Origin of the sequence: Sphingomonas sp. Leaf34 (genome assembly GCF_001421805.1) — a bacterium.
Taxonomy (GTDB): Bacteria; Pseudomonadota; Alphaproteobacteria; order Sphingomonadales; family Sphingomonadaceae; genus Sphingomonas.
Genome location: NZ_LMLC01000004.1, coordinates 426,886 through 444,925, shown reverse-complemented (window position 1 = coordinate 444,925; position 18,040 = coordinate 426,886). Strand labels below are relative to the sequence as shown.

The 18,040-nt window shown below is 64.2% G+C and carries 19 protein-coding genes; 12 read left to right on the top strand and 7 right to left on the bottom strand.

The annotated features are described in order from the left end of the window. Positions 1–86: 86 nt before the first annotated feature. The 8 genes from ASF00_RS18565 (at position 87) to ASF00_RS13475 (ending at position 6,854) form a co-directional block, all read left to right on the top strand. The gene (locus ASF00_RS18565) at positions 87–266 is read left to right on the top strand and encodes a hypothetical protein (RefSeq protein WP_156356864.1); all 180 of its coding nucleotides are present in this window, start codon (positions 87–89) and stop codon (positions 264–266) included. Between the two features lie 256 nt (positions 267–522). Further along, a complete protein-coding gene (locus tag ASF00_RS13505) occupies positions 523–1,677 on the top strand; it encodes a glycosyltransferase family 4 protein (protein ID WP_055879946.1) in 1,155 nt (384 codons plus the stop codon). After that, positions 1,674–2,615, top strand: coding sequence for a glycosyltransferase (locus ASF00_RS13500; protein ID WP_055879943.1), 942 nt, complete (start codon positions 1,674–1,676; stop codon positions 2,613–2,615). The genes ASF00_RS13505 and ASF00_RS13500 overlap by 4 nt, the downstream gene beginning before the upstream one ends. Next, positions 2,612–3,643: a glycosyl transferase gene (locus ASF00_RS13495; RefSeq protein WP_055879941.1), complete on the top strand. Its 1,032-nt coding sequence runs from the start codon at positions 2,612–2,614 to the stop codon at positions 3,641–3,643. Before ASF00_RS13500 ends, ASF00_RS13495 begins: the two co-directional genes overlap by 4 nt. Beyond that, the gene (locus ASF00_RS13490; protein ID WP_200910542.1) at positions 3,640–4,740 is read left to right on the top strand and encodes an acyl-CoA dehydrogenase family protein; all 1,101 of its coding nucleotides are present in this window, start codon (positions 3,640–3,642) and stop codon (positions 4,738–4,740) included. Before ASF00_RS13495 ends, ASF00_RS13490 begins: the two co-directional genes overlap by 4 nt. After that, positions 4,737–5,420 (top strand): PIG-L deacetylase family protein, encoded by a 684-nt coding sequence (locus ASF00_RS13485; protein WP_235525818.1) that lies wholly within the window; start codon positions 4,737–4,739, stop codon positions 5,418–5,420. Before ASF00_RS13490 ends, ASF00_RS13485 begins: the two co-directional genes overlap by 4 nt. Beyond that, on the top strand, positions 5,410–6,009 hold the full coding sequence (locus ASF00_RS13480) for an SAM-dependent methyltransferase (protein ID WP_055879938.1): 600 nt from the start codon (positions 5,410–5,412) through the stop codon (positions 6,007–6,009). Before ASF00_RS13485 ends, ASF00_RS13480 begins: the two co-directional genes overlap by 11 nt. Further along, entirely contained in the window at positions 5,994–6,854 is an 861-nt protein-coding gene (locus tag ASF00_RS13475; protein ID WP_235525817.1) for a glycosyltransferase family 2 protein, read from the top strand. Before ASF00_RS13480 ends, ASF00_RS13475 begins: the two co-directional genes overlap by 16 nt. 165 nt (positions 6,855–7,019) lie before the next feature. Here ASF00_RS13475 and ASF00_RS13470 read toward each other — a convergent pair whose 3' ends face one another. The 7 genes from ASF00_RS13470 to ASF00_RS13440 all read right to left on the bottom strand — a co-directional run bounded on the left by ASF00_RS13470 (position 7,020) and on the right by ASF00_RS13440 (position 11,219). Beyond that, complete coding sequence (locus ASF00_RS13470) at positions 7,020–7,262, bottom strand: helix-turn-helix transcriptional regulator (RefSeq protein WP_107952245.1); 243 nt, start codon at positions 7,260–7,262, stop codon at positions 7,020–7,022. Beyond that, positions 7,259–7,648 carry a hypothetical protein gene (locus ASF00_RS19075; protein WP_235525812.1) on the bottom strand — a complete coding sequence of 130 codons (390 nt, stop codon included), beginning with the start codon at positions 7,646–7,648 and terminating at the stop codon, positions 7,259–7,261. Before ASF00_RS19075 ends, ASF00_RS13470 begins: the two co-directional genes overlap by 4 nt. Before the next feature lie 299 nt (positions 7,649–7,947). Then, the gene (locus ASF00_RS13460) at positions 7,948–8,133 is read right to left on the bottom strand and encodes a hypothetical protein (protein WP_055879933.1); all 186 of its coding nucleotides are present in this window, start codon (positions 8,131–8,133) and stop codon (positions 7,948–7,950) included. Continuing rightward, the gene (locus ASF00_RS13455) at positions 8,130–8,930 is read right to left on the bottom strand and encodes a hypothetical protein (protein ID WP_055879931.1); all 801 of its coding nucleotides are present in this window, start codon (positions 8,928–8,930) and stop codon (positions 8,130–8,132) included. Before ASF00_RS13455 ends, ASF00_RS13460 begins: the two co-directional genes overlap by 4 nt. Positions 8,931–9,014: 84 nt before the next feature. Continuing rightward, the gene (locus ASF00_RS13450) at positions 9,015–9,227 is read right to left on the bottom strand and encodes a hypothetical protein (protein ID WP_133018850.1); all 213 of its coding nucleotides are present in this window, start codon (positions 9,225–9,227) and stop codon (positions 9,015–9,017) included. Positions 9,228–9,277: 50 nt separating this feature from the next. After that, positions 9,278–9,631 (bottom strand): hypothetical protein, encoded by a 354-nt coding sequence (locus ASF00_RS13445; protein ID WP_133018849.1) that lies wholly within the window; start codon positions 9,629–9,631, stop codon positions 9,278–9,280. Between the two features lie 1,183 nt (positions 9,632–10,814). After that, complete coding sequence (locus ASF00_RS13440) at positions 10,815–11,219, bottom strand: MerR family transcriptional regulator (protein ID WP_235525811.1); 405 nt, start codon at positions 11,217–11,219, stop codon at positions 10,815–10,817. 69 nt (positions 11,220–11,288) lie between these two features. Here ASF00_RS13440 and ASF00_RS13435 point away from each other — a divergent pair, with 69 nt between their 5' ends. The 4 genes from ASF00_RS13435 (at position 11,289) to ASF00_RS13420 (ending at position 18,040) form a co-directional block, all read left to right on the top strand. Next, entirely contained in the window at positions 11,289–11,951 is a 663-nt protein-coding gene (locus ASF00_RS13435) for a cation transporter (RefSeq protein WP_055879919.1), read from the top strand. A 420-nt stretch (positions 11,952–12,371) separates the two neighbouring features. Beyond that, a complete protein-coding gene (locus ASF00_RS13430; protein WP_055879915.1) occupies positions 12,372–13,637 on the top strand; it encodes a TolC family protein in 1,266 nt (421 codons plus the stop codon). Beyond that, positions 13,634–14,803 (top strand): efflux RND transporter periplasmic adaptor subunit, encoded by a 1,170-nt coding sequence (locus ASF00_RS13425; protein WP_055879912.1) that lies wholly within the window; start codon positions 13,634–13,636, stop codon positions 14,801–14,803. Before ASF00_RS13430 ends, ASF00_RS13425 begins: the two co-directional genes overlap by 4 nt. A 3-nt stretch (positions 14,804–14,806) precedes the next feature. Next, positions 14,807–18,040, top strand: coding sequence for an efflux RND transporter permease subunit (locus ASF00_RS13420; protein ID WP_055879910.1), 3,234 nt, complete (start codon positions 14,807–14,809; stop codon positions 18,038–18,040).

Genomic DNA, 18,040 nt, shown 5'->3' with positions numbered 1-18,040 from the left:
CGAAGAATCATATCCAAACCCGTTGAAAGCCCTTTCCCCACGCGGCTTTCCCTTGTCTCGCATTCTGCATTATTCTAACATGGATCATGCCAAGACGTTCTGAAACCGCCCTGTCTTTGATGAAAATGGCGCTCGCGTTGCTAGATCGCGACTTGGAAATTCTCGCCGCCTGTCATCTTCAGCATGCCATCGAGCTGACGGAGCAGAGCGGGGCGGCCGATTGCCCGGCACCGGTCGAACGTCAGACCAACTATTCGTCCCATTGATCGGCAACAAGTGGCGCGACCGGGTTAATCGACCTGCCAGTGCTACGCGTGTCGTATTTGAAGTGCGCCAGGCGCATGGAACCCGGGCATAGCTTTCGAGCGACCCTGTTGCGCGGGCATCGAATATCCAGGCCGGCCAATAGTATAGTGCAACGCTTGATCCCTATCAGCACGATTTTGCAATAGTATACGGACCCAGTGGCGCTCCACGGTCGTTACGTCCGCTCAACTATTGTGTGGATGGTTCAGTCCGATCATGCGTATCGCGATCATCGCCCATCTCAAGCATGCCATCGTCGAACCGTTTGCGGGCGGGCTCGAGATGCACACGCACCTGCTCGCGACCCGCCTGCGCGCACGCGGCCATGACGTGACGCTGTTCGCTTCGACGCGGTCCGATCCGGCGACCGGGCTGACCGCGATCTGCGACGAAACCGCGTTGATGGCGACAGGCGTTGCGGAGGCGACCGACATCGCGTTCTTTCGCGAACATCATGCCTATCTCAGGCTGATGTCCGAACTCCGCCGGGGCGCGTTCGATATCGTCCACAATAATTCGCTGCATTATTTGCCCGTGGCGATGGCGGATACGCTGCCGATGCCGATGGTGACGACACTGCACACGCCGCCCTTCTGCTGGCTCGAAAGCGGGATCCGGCTGTGCCGTGCCGAAGCGACCCGGTTCGTTGCGGTCTCGGAGGCGATCCGCACGATGTGGTCGCCGATCGTGCCGATCGATCGCGTGGTCGGCAACGGCATCGATCTCGATCGCTTCCCGTATCGCGCGCAGCCCGATGCCGAAGCATATCTGGTCTGGTATGGCCGGATCGTTCCCGAGAAGGGCCTTCATCTGGCGATCGCGGCGGCACGGCACATCGGTCTGCCGTTGCGGATCGCCGGCCCGATTTCCGATCCGACCTATTATGCCGCCGAGATCGCGCCGCACCTCGATGCCGCGATCCGCTATGTCGGCCATCTCGATCATGCCGACCTGTCGCATTTGATCGGCGGGGCGCGGGCGTTTCTGTGCACGCCACGCTGGGACGAGCCCTATGGCCTGGTGGTCGCGGAAGCGCTGTCGTGCGGGACGCCGGTCGCGGCCTTTGCGCGTGGTGCGATACCGACGCTGCTCGACGCCACGAGCGGCGTGCTCGCCGATCCCGACGATGTCGGTGCATTGGCGAACGCGGCGATCCAGGCGATGCGGCTCGACCGGTCGGACAGCCGCGCGCGGGCCGAGGCGATCTGCGATGCCGAAACGATGATCGACGGCTATGAGGCGCTCTACGCCGAGATGACGGCGCGCCCCGTGCCGATCCCCGAGCCGGCCGCCGCGGCGATGTCCGCGATGTGGCCCGCGCGCGGGGGCATGGCCGGGATCAAACCGGCGACCGGCGCACGCTTGGGATGACCACCCCCGCATTCTGCGTCTGCGTGCCAGCGCGCAATGAAGTCCAGCGTCTGCCGATCCTGCTCGACGCGCTGGCCGCGCAGGCCGTGCGCGAGCGCATCCGGGTAGCCGTCTGCATCAACAATAGCGACGATGACAGCCTCGCGGTGGCGCAGGACGCCGCGCTGCGTCACCGCGGGCGTTTGGATATCCGGGCCGAGGCCTGCACATTCCCTCCACCGCGTGCCCATGCCGGTAGTGCCCGCGGGCACGCGATGGCGATGGGGCATGCCTGGCTCGACGGAGAGGGCGTACTCATCTCGACCGATGCGGATTGCCGCCCGCCCGCCACCTGGATCGCCGCCAATCTGGCCGCGATCGATGCCGGAGCGGACATTGTCGGCGGGCGGATCGTCCTCGACGATGCGGAGCCGATCGCCCCGGCGGTCGTCGCGCTGCGGGCGCGGTTCGATGACTATTGGGCGGCGGTGCGCGCGATCGAGGATGCGATCGACCCCGCCCCTCACGATCCGGCGCCGCGTCACGGCGACCACACCGGCGCGAGCATTGCGATAGACGCCGCGCTGTTCCACGCGATCGGCGGAGTCACGCCGATTGCGTCCGGCGAGGATCGCAAGATGGTCATCGACGCGGTCGCGGCGGGCGGGCGACTGGTCCACCCGCCATCGGTGTGGACGCGCGTATCGGCACGCACCGATGGTCGCGCTGAGGGTGGCATGGCCGTCGCGATGGCCGATCTGGCCGCGACGCTGGCCGACGGCACCGCGCCGCAGGTACCGGCCTTCGAACATTGGCGCGCGCGGGCGCAGTGGCGCCGCGCCGAGCGGGCAGCCCATGGCGTCGCGGCGATGCTGACGCACGAGGCCACGCTGCCACCGATGCCGGCAGACATGGCGCTGCCAGGGTCGGTCCCGGCTGGCGCGGCAGTGTCGCGATGACCCGACCGGTCGGCTATTATGTTCATCACCACGGCGCCGGGCACCGCGCACGCGCGCTGGCGGTCGCCGAGCGTGCCGATGGCCGCGTCACGCTGATCGGCACGAACCTGACCGGGCAGACCGGCTCGCATGCCTATGTCGATCTTCCCGACGATCGTCTGCATGCGGCGTTCGACGGAGACGATTCGGGCGGAGACCGTCCCGCGGCACTGCATTACGCCCCGCTCGATCATGACGGTATCCGTCGCCGGGTCGCCGCCGTCACGCAGTGGATCGCCGAACATCGGCCAGCGCTGATGGTCGTCGATGTCTCCTGCGAGATCGCCATGCTCGCGCGGCTGGCATCGGTCCCGACCGTGTTCGTCAGGCTGAACGGGGTCCGCAACGACATCCCGCACCTCGATGCCTTCCGCGCCGCGACGGCGATCGTCGCGCCGTTCGCCGCTGCGCTGGATGATCCGGAAACACCCGATTGGGTACGACGCAAGACACGATACTGCCCCGGCGTAACCAACCGCGCCGATCCGGATGCGGTCGAGCCCGGTTCGGTCCTCGTCGTTGGCGGGGGCGGCGGATCACCGATCGACAGCGCGGTGTGGGCGCGCGCCGCCCGCGCGACGCCCGACCGGACCTGGCGCGTCATCGGCGCGTGCACGCCGATCGTCGATCCGCCGGGCAATCTTGAACGTTTCGGTTGGGTCGACGACGCGGCCGCGCGGATCGCGCGGACAGCGATCGTCGTCGGCAGCGCCGGGGACGGCGTCGTCGGCGCGGTACTGGCGGCGCGGCGGCCGTTTGTCTGCCTGCCCGAGGATCGACCATTCGACGAACAACGGTCAAAAGCGCGCCAATTGGTTGCAGCGGGGGCGGCGCTGTCCTGCAACGATCCCGCGACGGCAGACTGGCCGTCGCTGCTCGCCAAGGTCGAACACCGCGATCCCGCTGCGCAAGCCGCGCTCGACGATCCCCGTGGCGCGGACCGTCTCGCCGCCTATGTGATAGCCTTGGCCGATGGAGACCGCGGATGAGCGAGACGATGATGCCGGTGCTTGACGATCCGCTGGTCCGCGATCTCGCGCGGCTCGGTGACCATTACGATGCCGTTCGCGCGCACCCCGCCGACAGCATCGAACGGCTAGCCGAGGCCGGGCTGTTACGACGATATTCACCGGTCGAGTCCGGAGGCGATCGCTTCGCCGACGCCGCCGCCCGACACCACGCCATGTTCGATTCGCTGCGCCGGATCGGTCGCGGCGACCTGAGCGTCGGCCGGCTCTACGAGGGGCATGTCAACGCGATGGCGCTGTTCGATTGGTATGCGACCGCCGCGCAGAAGGCATGGTTGCGCGACGTCCTGGATCGCGGTGCGACGTTCGGCGTATGGGCGACCGAGCCCGCACCGGGTGTCGCGCTGGTCGATACCGCGAACGGCCTTTCGTTGCTGGGGGCGAAGAGTTTCGCCAGCGGCGCCGGCGGAATCCGCTACGCGATCGTCACCGTCCAGCCCGAACATGGCGACCGTCGGTTGGCGATCGTCGCTGCCGACGACGTCGCCCGCACCGACGCAAGCGGCTGGCGTGTCCGCGGCATGCGCGCGAGCATGAGCGGCAGCTACGACCTGACCGGCTATCCGATCGACGAGGCCGCGTTGCTGGGGCAGCCGGGCGATTACGACCGCGAACCGCGCTTCACCAGCGGGGCATGGCGTTTCACCGCCGTGCAGCTCGGCGGGATCGAGGCGTTGCTCGCCGAAACGCGCGCCGCGCTGTCGGACACCGCCCGCGCCGATCCGCTCGCGCGCGCCGCCTTGGGACATGCCATCGTGGGGACCCGCACCGCTGGTCTCTGGGTGCGCGAGGCAGCGATACGCGCCGCGCGCGAGGACGCCGATGCCGCCGCGTTCGCACGCATGACCCGCGGGGTGGTCGAACGCGCCGGGCTCGACGTCATGGAGCACGCCGCCCGACTGATCGGCACCCGGAGCAGTTTCGAGGGGCAGCGGGTCGACAAGATCATTCGCGATCTCGGACTCTATCTGCGCCAGGCCGGACCAGACCAGGTCCGCGATACCGCGATACGCGACTGGCTCGACCATGATTGCTGGGGCGAGGATCGCTTGTGGTGAGCATCGCCCGCCCCCTGCACGCGAGCCGGTTCGCCGGCGCCCGCTGGCTGGTGCTCGCCCCACATGCCGATGACGAGACATTGGGTGCAGGCGCGCTCATCGCCGAGACGGCTGCTGCAGGGCGCTTCGCCGGCACGATCTATCTCACCGATGGCGCCGGCTCACACGACGATGGCGGCACATGGCTTGCCCGATTGCGACACCGCGAGGCGGCACTGGCGGGACGCAGGCTCGCGGGCGCCGACGCCCCTCGTCCGGTGTTCCTCGACTGGCCCGATGCGCACCCGCATCAGCCGGGCAGCGCGGATTGGCGCAGGACGGTGCGTCGTCTGGCCGCGCTTTTTCGCGCCCGGTGCGTCGACGCGGTCGCCGTGACCGGTGCGGAGGAACCGCATTGCGATCACGCCGCATTCCATGCGCTCGCGCGTGCGGCGCTCCGCGTTTCGCGCCGACCCGTGACGCTGTTCGACTACCGTGTCTGGACCGATCCGGCGCTACCGCCTGCCCGGACGACGTTGACGACCCGCGCGATCCCGCCGGGCCAGCGGCGTCACGCATTGCTGGCGCATCGCAGTCAGACAAGCGCAGCTTACGGTCCGGGCTTCCGGCTCGCCCGCGCCGCGTGGCGGATGCCGTCGCGCGACGTTCTTCACCTGAGCAGGATCGCCGATGCCCGTTGACCACCGCGCCGCCAATGCCAGTCTCGATGCCGGCTATTTCGACGGGATCTTCGCGCATGACGACGATCCCTGGTCGCTGGCGAGCAGCGCCTACGAAGCGGCGAAGTTCGCGCGCACCATCGCCGTGCTCGACGACCGCCGCTATGCATCGGCGTTGGAGATCGGCTGTGCGCACGGCGTGCTCACCCGGCAGCTCGCGCCGCTCTGTGCCGACCTGCTTGCGATCGACATTGCCGGAAAGGCCATCGCCTACGCCCGCGAGCGCTGCCGCATGTTGCCCCAGGTCCGGTTTGAGCGAAAGGCGTTCCCGGGCGCGCTTCCCGTGGTGGGACCGCTCGATCTCGTCATGCTGTCCGAAGTCGTCTATTATTGGAGCGATGCCGACCTGCTGACCGCGGGGGCATGGCTGCGGACGCACGTTGCCGCGGGTGGACGCATATTGCTGGTCCACTGGGTTGGCGCCACCGACTATCCCCAGACCGGCGACGCCGCCGTGGCCAAGCTTCACGACGCGGTCGGTGGTGCCGTTGCCGTCGAGCATGCCGAACGGACGGACTGCTATCGGCTGGACCTATGGCGGCGTCGATGACCGAGCATCGCGCCGGGCTGAGCATTCTCACGATCGTCCGCAACCGAAGTGCGCATTTCGCCAATTTGGTCGAGGGCCTTCGCCGTTCGTCGTGTCAGCCGGCCGAACTGGTCGTGGTCGACATGAGCGACACGCCGCTGGCCGCCCCGAACACGGACTTTCCCGTGAAGATGGTCCGCCTGGAAACCGATGGGCTTCCCCTGGCGGCCGCGCGCAACCTGGCCGTGGCGGCGAGCACCGGCTTCCGCCTGATCTTCCTCGACGTCGACTGCATCCCCCTCCACTCCTGCCTCGCCACGCTGGACGACATACTTCTCGACCAAGACGCATTGTTGTGCGCAAACGTCCGTTATCTTGGCCCCAACGATGCGCGCGGTATATGGACCGAACACGATCTTCTTGCCGCCGGTACACCGCACCCGGTCCGCGACTTCCCCCGCTCCGGGGTTCGCTGGGAGCCAAACCCTGGTCTCTTCTGGTCGCTGGCGTTCGCGATTCGCCGACAGCGGTTTACGGGATTAGGGGGCTTCGACGAGCGCTTTTCGGGGTATGGTGCAGAGGACACCGATTTCGGCTTCCGGGCGGATGCGGCTGGCGTACGGTTATTTTTCGTTGGCGACGCAATCGCGTGTCATCAGCATCACGCAACCTACGACCCGCCGCTCCAGCATTTTGCCGACATAGTCCACAACGCCCGGCAATTTCGCAAAATCTGGGGAATCTGGCCGATGCACGGTTGGCTTGACGCGTTCGCCGAGATGGGCCTGATCATTCTGGCTGGGAACGCGCTGTCCGTCGTTCGATCACCGACCCCGGACGAAATAGCAACAAGTCGCCGCTCCTAAGCGGCGAGCTCAGCTACATCCCGCCGCATGTGACATTGCCGAGATGCAGTAAAATGCGTGAATGGTGCCCCTGGCCTCCGCCGATTTTCGCCGATCATGATATTGTTTTTCCTGCGTTTTCATAGCTGGTAGATTTACGATGTGCCCCCTTAAGTGCCCCCATCCTCAGGGGCGTAGGGGGCACGCTGCTAGCCGTTCACGCATCCAATCATCGATGTCGGCCTGCCACCAGCCGCTGGCTTGCACGGTCAGCTTCACTTGCTGAGGGAACGTACCGGCCGCGACCATGCGGTAGATCGTCGATCGACCAAGGCCTGTGGTCTTCATCACGTCAGGTACGCGCAGGAAGCGACCGCCGGAGCTGGCCGCGCCGCGTTGTCTGGCGGTAGCGAGGGTCATAGCGGTCATGCGGCTTCCTTGAGGCAATCGTGTTCAAATAGGCGGGCGAGTACGGCGCGAAGCCTGCGTGCATGGGGGAGGAGCCGTTCGCCCCTTCCCTCGCGGGCGGCCGCTGCAGACCTGATGTCGGCATCGGACGCGCCACGCTCGCCGCTGATTTTGTAATTAAGTGCGCGAACGGTGGTGCAGAGTTCGTCTGCACGGCGGCCCTTACCCATCAACCCCACTGCGGTATCCAGGCCCATCATCCGCACGACCTCGATAGGGAATGCTACCTGTTCCCGCCTTAAGGCACTCCCAGCTGAAGTGCGGCCCTGTTCCCGAATTGGGGAACAGGCAGCTAGCTGCTTCGATGGTTCATTCACGTGGGTTTCAACAGTCGCTGCAGTGCTCATCATGAATATCCCACTGGTGGAGATTCGGCTGCCATTGCGGAGCGATCGTCGCGGCGATCACACCCATCGACACGCCGCCCCCCCCTCATGAACAGAGCGATCCCGACGTCGTGAGGGATTGGCTGCGCGATCATGCGCGGCGGTCCGATACGCGGAGCCTGCCGGTTGTCGTTGGCTGCAATGGAAGCCGCTGCGGGAGCGGCTACAGGCTTGGCGTTTATCATCAGATGCGTTCCGGCAAGGCGGTGGCGTTCTCGGAAGCGCGTTCCGAGCGATGGGGTAGGGCGGATGTGTCGAAATTAGCGGGTGCGCTTGGCCTTGGGCGGTCGCAGGCGCGGCTTACTGGTCACGCGGTACGCCTCGACCAGTAGCGTCAGCCACCAGCGGACCAATAAGACCTGGAAAACCTCGCCGATCGGACGGGGCTTCGGCACCGTCTCCAGCGGAGCGTAGAGGTCGGCCGGTTCGCGAGGCATCGCGATCATGCGGAAGCTCCGCCTTCTGGTGTGTGCCAGACCGATCGCAGAACCGCGGAGACGTCGATCGCGATCATGGACTTTGCGCCATCCGCGCGCGCCAGTTTGCCTGCGTCGGGACCCCATCTGAAGCGGTAGTCGTCAGTCTCTCCAACCCGCCAGAAAAAGGTCAATTCCTCGGGGGATGCAACGCCGTCGGGCGCATAGCTCACCTCGGCCTGCTCGGTGATGTTCACATAGGGATCGAGGTGGCGGCGAAATTCCTCGCGCGGCATCCCTTCCCACAACTCCATGACGCGCACCGTTACCTTCTGCGCGCCGTGGATTTCAGCGGTCCACGGCACGATCTCGGCCCAAAGCTCGTCTTCCATGGAAATATTATCGGCCGCTTCTGCGGCAATCCGTGGGTTCGTTTCTGGGTCGAAGCCGGGGGCTTCAACTATGTCGCGATACCCCCAGCGCTTCACCCTGCGGGCGATCACGTTGCGCTCGATCATGTCGAGCGTCCACATGGCGTGAACTTCGTCGCGAGTCGCGCCGCGACCATCGAAGAACGCAATAGCGTCGCGATAGACCTTGCAGACCGACAGCATCCCTTTGATGCTGACGCCAAGGATGCGGAGTTGGTTCATGATCGCGGCGATGTTCGCCTCGTACCATTCGAACCGCAACTTAAAGCCGGTGCCCGTTTTCGGAGCGTCGATCGGGCGCAGCACGCCGCCCCTAACCCAGAACGTCATGACGTCCCTAGGGATTTCAGCCTTGGCCATGATATCGCCGCGTAGAATCGGCTTTTTGGTTGGCATCGGCCATCCTTGTTTTCGACTGGCTCTCATTCCTAAGTGACTAAAGATCACTCCGCAAGCGACGATTTGGAAAGCCGGTGCCTGTCACGCTGCATTCTGCCAAAGGGGATCGAGCCGCGCTTCTGCTATTGGGCCGTCTTCGCCCGCCGTGCCGCGGTCTAGGTCTCCGTCTTTCAAGTCCGGATCGCCTGCGGCTTGGTTAAGCAATCCAAACAACGCTTCGATCAGATTGCCAATCCGGATGCCGTCGACGCATTCGAGCGCAGCCGGCGCAACCGACTTAGCGACGGCGAACACTTCGCCCTCCCTTACCAAGCTATCTGCGGCCTTCCGTTGCAACGCGGCCCTCACGCTGCCATGCCCTTTGGCAAACGCTGGCCGGCCTTCTCCATTTCCCCACCGACGTCGACGATCTCGGTTGCCTTGGTCCGGACCATCGTAAGCAACGACGCAATTGCACCCCAAAGCTCGTTATCGATCAGGAAGGCGTCGGCGTGCTGATGACGCATAATTCCACGCTGCCGCTCGATCAAAACCTCGACGCCAAGTATCAGCGCGTTGATCGAGTCTCCGCCCTCTTGGACGTCGCTGGAACCGCTCATGACTATGTCGCGGTCGGCCATTTCGATCAAAGGGACGTCGGCGACATCAATTTCGGGTGCACGGGTTCGCACACCCCTATAAGGGGCTTCAGCAGCCATATTCGATCTCCACTCGATCGGTTGTGGTCAGAGCTGGCGCGAGGGTCCTAAGCCTTGCGTCAGCTCGTCATATCTGGCATCAACTATTAACCATGTCAATTGTTGGCACCAACAAAAGAGGTCGCGGAAGGCCGCAAGTGGGTTCGACACCCATCAACTTGCGCTTGGCTCCTGATCAACTCGCCGCGCTGGATGCATGGATCGACCGCCAGCCGAGCCTACTTTCTCGTCCCGAGGCAGTGCGCCAACTCATGATGGCACAGCTCGCCAACTCATGATGGCACAGCTCGCCACAGCCGACTGACGCAGATTTGAATTTTGCATCATCCGCACAGGATGGAACAGCCCTTAACCCCGGCTTAGGTTTCGTCGGAAGCCGCTCGAGCCTGTAGCCGCCGCATGACAAAGGCATCTCGCGAAGCCAGCACCTCGAAGAAGCCACCTCTCAATGGTTGGCTCGAGATAGGCATCGTGCTTGTCACTATGACGATCTCGTTCTTCGTAGCTTACGCCTGCCTGCTACCGTAATTTTCTCTGGATCAGCCAGCCGCGAACGTCGACAATCGGTCCTTGATGGCCCGGCCGGTTGGGGCCGGCGAGACCCATAAGTCGCCATTCAGCCCCCCCCCACGCCCCGCTGCCCAACCGCGGACGTTCGTTCACGTCGGTTCATAGAAGTCGGAGGGACAGCCGACGAAGCTGGAAACGGCGAGAAGTGGGACAAAGCGGTCTTTGAAGTCGTCGGGCGCGAACGGCGGGATCGGATAGAAGCAGACGCTCGCAGCAGGGGGTCTCCAGACGGCAAACGCTCGGATGTGGCCGCCTCGGCAGCGCCTTTAGGGTAGGTGCGATCGGACCGGTTTTCCGCGTTGCCCGTCGTTAGCAACCACTCTCGTTGAACTGTTCACAGGCGCCCACCCGTTTGTTGAACATACGCGGACGATGCTGCTGAGGGTGTTGTGTACATCAGCACCGGGCTTCAGGTTTGGGTATAGACGTCACCCCATATCCGCCCAAGAGCGATCGGCAGCTTTCCCAGTTTGCCGTGAAAATTCGCAATTTCGAGAATTTCAAATTGGGAAAAGATTTTGAGAAAGCGCACCCGTCTGCGGCTGTCAGTCGGATCGACGGGTCAGGTTTCCCGGTCGACGTTCCCTTTTGAGAGTTGGTCAGTCGCAAGGCGTTATGCGGAAGGGGCAAGTGCTTCGATTATCCGGCAGTCGGCGACGGTGTTGCGGCTACAGGAATCTATCAGCGCGTCGAGTTCACCAGCAAGCGCGGTGAGGTCTGCGATTTTGCGCCTGATCGCGTCGCGGTGTTGGTTGGCAACGACATCGACAGCGATGCACGACTGATCGCGGTGATCGGCAAGCCCCATCAACTCGCGCACCTGGTCGATTGAAAAGCCAAGATCCCGCGCACGCCGAATGAAGGACAGGCGGCGCAGATGCGTGCCCTCATAGGTCCGATAGTTACTCGCCGATCGCGCAGGTGCCGGCAGCAAGCCAATCTGCTCATAGTAGCGGATCGTTTCGACCTTCGTACCGGTCGCACCGGCCAGTTTTCCGATCGTCAGTTTCTCAGACACAGCGCTTGACCCTCTAGCGACTAGAGGGTGCATATAGGCTGTCAGATCGATTCCATCGAGGTGGCGAACATGGCCTGCACAAGCTGCGCGTCCGACAAGGCGGGCACTTTCAACGACCCCAAGTGGCGGCGGGCGCTATGGATCGCGCTCGCCATCAATGCCACCATGTTTGTTATCGAAATCGTTGCCGGCATCACGGGCGGATCAAAGGCGCTACAAGCCGACGCGCTCGACTTTTTCGGGGATACGGCGAACTACGCGATCAGCCTTGGCGTTGCCGGGATGGCGATAGCCTGGCGCGCGCGCGCGGCCATGTTGAAGGGGGCGACGCTCGCTTTGCTAGGCGTCTATGTCCTGTTCGCGGCGGGATGGGGAGCGCTCCACGACGCAACGCCCCATGCCGAGATTATGGGCGTGGTCGGCATCGCGGCGCTGATCGCGAACCTTGTCGTCGCGGTCATGCTGTACCGCTTCCGAAGCGGTGACGCGAACATGCGGTCCGTGTGGATTTGCTCGCGCAATGACGCGATCGGCAACATCGCCGTCGTACTGGCCGCAGGCGGCGTGTTCGGCCTCAACAGTGCGTGGCCTGATCTTGCCGTCGCCGCCTTGATGGCGGTGTTGGGAATATCGGGCGGTTTTCAGATCATGCGGCAGGCGCGCGCCGAAATGCGTAGCGAGCCCTCACCCGCCCCCGCTACTTACCAGCAGTCGTTACATGGCAGTCGGTAAGCTGCTAAGGCGCGGGCCGATGCACCGCCTTTCCGCCCTGTTCCTCAGTTTCATGCTCGTGCTTATGCTCGGGCTTGGATCAGTTGCGCATGCGACCGAAGGCGTGACGTGCGTTGATACCACAGCGGTCAGCTCCCTCGATCATTGCGACGGTGATGCCGACCAAGTGCCGGCAGACGCCGACAAGGCGTATCCTCACCATCATGGCGGTTGCCACGGCCATCATGTCGGCGTGCCGATCGCGTCCGATTCAACCGGACCAGCTAGCAGCGTTCGTATGACTGCATCGCTGTGGCGCAATGCGCCCAAGGCCCCGGTAGCGTCGGACCCAGCCCTACGTCCTCCCCAAGCCTGACCAACGCCTAATTCCGCCGGGAAAGCCCGTGCGGACGCCCAAGGTTCGTCAGGAGTCCGTTACCCATGCACCGTTTTATTGCGGCCTTATTGGCCGTGGCGTCGTGCGCGTCGATCGCACAGGCGCAGTCAGCCGATCCAACATCGACCAGTCCCCCGCTCACTCTTGAGCAGGCGCTTTCACTTGCCGGAGCCAGCGCCCCCAGCCTTGAGGCCGCCACGGCTGGCGTCCGGGCAGCAGAAGCAGGCCGCACGGTTGCCGGCTATCGGCCGAACCCGTCGATCGTCGCCGAGACCGAGAACATTGCCGGCAGCGGTCAATATCGCGGTCTTCGCAGCGCGGAGACAACGGCCGGTCTGGCACTACCGATCGAGCTGGGTGGCAAACGATCGGCACGGATCGCCGTCGCCGATGCGATTGGTAATCGAGCGCGGATAGGCACGGCATTGGCCGAGGCTGATTTACGGCTTGCCGTCACTCAGCTCTACATCGAAGCGACAGCAGCGGAACGCCGACTTGTGACAGCGCGCGAGCAGGCCGGCATCGCCCGTGAGGCATCGCGCGCAGCCGGTGTCCGTGTTCAGGCGGGGCGAGCATCGCCGCTCGAACAGCAGCGCGCCGATGTATTGCGGATCAACGCCGAAACAGCTGTGGAGCGCTCAGAACGGCTTGCCGAGGTTGCGCGGAGCAATCTTGCTCGACGGATCGGCCAACCTCTCACAGGACCCTTGGATTTGGCGTGGTTCGGCCGTGTCGAGGGCTTTGGTCCAGCGCGGCCGATCGAGACCGCAGGGACGTTGGCATTGGCGGCGACGCGCGCGGACGTGACAACGGCAGAGGCACAGGTGCGGCTTGCCAGGTCGCAGCGCATTCCCGACGTGACACTGAGCGCAAGCGCACGCCGGCTTGAGGCTACGAACGACGTGGCAGCAGTGTTCGGGCTGTCGATCCCGTTTCCGCTGTTCAACAACGGTAAGGCGGCAGTGGCGCAGGCGCGGGCGCAGACCGATCAGGCGCAGGCGCTACGTCGCGTCGCCGAGCTGGATACCGCGCAGGATATCGCAAGCGCACAGGCGAACGTCGCGAATGCTGCGACGACCGCTCGTAACGCCAGCGGGCCGGCATTGGCATCGGCAAGCGAAGCCGCTCGTATTGCCAGGATCGGCTACCGGGAGGGCAAGTTCGGGCAGCTCGATTTGCTCGATGCCGAACGTACCCTGTCCGAAACACGAACCGCCGCGATCGATGCGCTCGCCACCTATCACGACGCCAAGGCACGCCTCGAACGGCTCGTTGCCGCAGCGCCCTCGCCCGAGGAAACCAATCAATGACGAAGATTATCATACGGGCGCTCGCGCCTGTGACCCTGGCTATCCTCCTTGCCGGGTGCGGCGGGGGTGGCAACAGCGAGGCCGGTGAGAAGGCCGGAGCCGAGAAGACCGAAGGTGCCGAGGCCGGCGAAGCCAAGGAGGGTCCAAAGGATATCGTCACCCTGTCCGCGCAGCAGATCGCGGATGCCGGGATAGAGGTTACGCGACCTACAGTAGGCGGCGTGGCCGGAGCGATCGAGCTATCGGCAACGATCGAGGGCGATCCTCAGGGTGTGCAGGTTGTGTCCACCTCCGTAGGCGGTCGGCTCGTTTCCCTCACCCGCAATCTTGGGCAGTCAGTCAGCCGGGGGGACCCGCTGGCTATCATCGAAAGCCGGGAAGCGGCATCACTGAAAGCGGAGGTAGAAGCCGCGCGCGCGCGTTCCGCACTCGCCCAATCGAACCTTCGCCGCGAACAGCGTTTGTTCGCTGAACGGGTTTCGCCAGAGCAGGATCTGGTCGCAGCGCGAACGGCCGCAACGGAGGCCAGTATTGCCCTTCGCCTGGCGCAGCAGCAGTTGTCAGCGACGGGCAGCGGAGGCGGCGCGCTCAACCGCATCGCGGTCCGCTCGCCGATCGCCGGCCAGGTCATCGCGCGATCGGCGACCCTCGGGCAGGCCGTCGCGGCCGATGCAGAGCTGTTCCGTGTCGCCAACCTGTCGAAGGTGACTGTCACCACATCACTCGTCCCCACCGATGCCGGTCGGGTAAAACCTGGCGTGCGTGTCGAAGTGACGGCACCGGGGCGGCGTCAGGAGGGGCGCGTCACGTTCGTGTCCCCCATTCTGGACGAGACGACGCGATTGGTGCCGGTGATCGCTACCCTCGACAACGCCGGCAGCACATGGCGTGTTGGTGAGACGGTCAACGTATCGATCCTTGTTCCTGCGACCGGGGACCGCACCGTCGCCGTGCCATCGGCCGCAGTGCAGATGATCGAGGACAAGTCGTTCGTGTTCGTCCGGACCGCGACAGGTTTCCGGGCAATTCCGGTGACGCTTGGCCGCACCAATGGCGGGCAGGTCACCGTAACGGCAGGCCTTACCGGCTCGGAGCGCATCGCTTCCACCAACAGCTTCACGCTCAAAGCCGAACTCGGCAAGGGTGCGGGCGGGGATGAGGACTGAGCCATGATCGGTCGCATCGTCACCCTCTCCGTCGAGAAGCGCTGGCTCGTCCTGCTTCTCACCATCGCGGCTGCATTGCTCGGGATTGGCGCGCTGCGTCAGCTTCCGATCGACGCCGTACCCGACATCACCAACAACCAGGTGCAGATTAACGTCGTTGCTCCTGCCCTCTCCCCCGATCAGATCGAGAAGCAGGTTGCGTTCACGGTCGAAACCGCGCTCGCGGGCATTCCCGGCCTTGAATATACCCGCTCGCTAAGTCGCAATGGCTTTGCCCAGATCACAGCGGTTTTCGGTGAAAAGACCGATATCTACTTTGCGCGAGCGCAGGTCGCGGAACGTCTGCGAACCGCTGAGGAGGACCTTCCCGAAGGTGTGAACCCCGAGATGGGGCCGATCGCCACGGGCCTCGGCGATATCTTCATGTGGACGGTCGAATATCGCGAGCTGGACCAAGTTCACCACCGCAACGGCGAACCCGGCTTGCAGCGCGATGCCAGCTATATCACCCCCGAGGGGGATCACCTTGTCAGCGACGCCGACAAGGCGACCTACCTGCGCACCGTGCAGGATTGGATCGTCACGCCGCAGCTCAAAAGCACGGCCGGGCTTGCTGGCGTCGACTCCCTTGGTGGCTACACCAAAGAATATCTCGTTATTCCGGACATACAGCGCATGGCGGCAATGCGGCTGACGCTTCAGGATCTCACCACCGCCCTTCAGCGCAGCAATACCAGCGCGGGCGCTGGCGTGGTCAACCGCAACGGCGAAGGGTTAGCGGTTCGATCAGATGGGCGTGTCCGCAACGCCGACGAGCTGGCCCGTACCGTCGTTGCCACGCGCGAGAGCGTTCCGATTCTGCTCAACCAGATCGCGACCGTTCGCACCGGGCAGGCGCTACGCATGGGATCGGCGTCGGAAAACGGACATGAGGTTGTCGTCGGCACCGCGGTCATGCGGATCGGGGAGAATAGCCGCACGGTGTCGACGGGCGTTGCCGAACGGCTGACGCAGATCGGCCGCTCGTTGCCGGTCGATGTTGTCGTGAAGCCGGTTATGAACCGGACCGAGCTGGTGAACTCCACGATCGCCACGGTTGCCCGCAACCTTGCCGAGGGTGCGGTGCTAGTGATCGTCGTTCTGTTTGCGCTGCTTGGCAATTTCCGCGCGGCGCTGATCGCGGCCTGCGTTATTCCGATCACGATGCTGTTGACCAGCATCGGCATGTTGAAGGCGGGTGTTTCGGCCAATCTGATGAGCCTTGGCGCGCTCGACTTTGGTCTGATCGTGGATGGCGCGGTCATTATCGTGGAGAACGCATTACGGCGTTTGGGCGAGGCGCAGCATGGTCGGGGTGACGTGCTGACGATCGAGCAACGTCTCGGGATTGTCGCGGCATCGGCGCGCGAGATGATCCGGCCATCGGTGTACGGGCAGGCTATCATCATCCTTGTCTATGCGCCGTTGCTCACCTTCACGGGCGTCGAAGGCAAGATGTTCGAGCCGATGGCGCTGACGGTCATCATCGCGCTGGTGTTCGCCTTCATCCTGTCACTGACCTTCATACCGGCAGCGATTGCGATCTGGCTCAGCAAGCGGGTCGAAGAGAAGGAAAGCCGCGTCGTCACATTCCTCCGGCAGCGCTACGAGCCGGGACTCGATGCGGCAATGCGCCGGCCCACCCTCACCATCGGCGTCGCGATCGGCGCGCTGGCGCTTGCCGGTGCCGCTTTCACGACATTGGGGCAGGAGTTCTTGCCGCAGCTCGATGAGGGCAACATCCTCGTGCAGGCAGTCCGCATCCCCGGCACGTCGGTCAATCAGAGCCAGGCGATGCAGTTTCAGGTGGAAAAGGCGCTCGCCAAGGCACCGGAGGTACGGTTTGCCTTCTCCCGCACTGGCACGTCTGAAATTGCATCGGACCCAATGCCGCCTAACGCGACCGACACCTTCGTCATCCTGAAGCCGAAGAAGGAGTGGCCCGACCCCGGCCTGTCCAAGGAAGAGCTGGTGGAGCGGCTTGAAAAGCGTCTCTCTACCCTGCCGGGCAACGCCTATGAGATCACCCAGCCGATCCAGATGCGGTTCAACGAGCTGATTGCAGGCGTACGCGGCGATATCGCGATCAAGGTATTCGGCGACGATTTTGGCGAGATGAACGCGACCGCAGATCGGATCGCCGGCATCCTGCGAAAGACGCGGGGTGCAGCGGACGTGCGGGTTGAGCAAACCGAAGGCTTGCCGATGCTCGATATCCGACCGAACCGCACTGCCATGTCCCGCGTCGGGGTAACGGCCGGTGACGTGCAGGACACGGTTGCCGCAGCCATTGGCGGCCGACAGGCGGGCGTGATCTTTGAAGGCGATCGTCGTTTCCCGGTCGTGATCCGGATGGCGGAAAGCTCACGATCCGATCTGACGGCGGTTGCTCAGGTCCCGGTACCGACCGGCAGTGGCGGCTTCGTACCGTTATCGACTGTGGCGGATATCGCCGTGGTCGATGGTCCCAACCAGATCAGTCGCGAGAACGGCAAGCGGCGTGTCGTGGTGCAGGCCAACGTGCGCGATCGAGACGTGGCCGGCGTTGTGGCTGATGCCCGGTCAGCCATCGACGCTCAGGTGAAATTGCCGGCCGGCACGTACCTCGAATGGGGCGGTCAGTTCGAGAACCTGGCATCCGCCCGCGATCGGCTCAGCGTTGTGGTGCCGATCTGTTTCGTGGTCATCATGTTCCTGCTCTACGGCGCGCTAGGCTCCGTCAGGGATGCGTTGATCGTGTTTACCGGCGTTCCGCTGGCGTTGGTCGGAGGCATCCTTGCGCTGGTGCTAAGAGGCATGCCGTTCTCCATTTCAGCGGCAGTCGGCTTCATCGCGTTATCAGGTGTCGCGGTTCTCAACGGGCTGGTCATGGTGTCGTCCATCCATGATCTGATGCGGCAAGGCATGGATCGTGCGGTAGCGGCGCATCAAGGCGCTCTGGCGCGGCTCCGGCCGGTTGCGATGACGGCTCTCGTTGCGTCGCTTGGCTTCGTGCCGATGGCGCTTGGTCATGGTGCTGGAGCAGAGGTGCAAAAGCCGCTGGCGACCGTCGTCATTGGTGGTCTGATATCCGCAACTCTGCTCACCTTGTTCGTGCTGCCGACGCTCTACGCTCGTTTCGGACGGCGCGAGTTGCCAGTCCCATCAGGGGGACACATCGAACTGCCGCCTTTGGCTCATGACAGCGCGAGGGCCTAA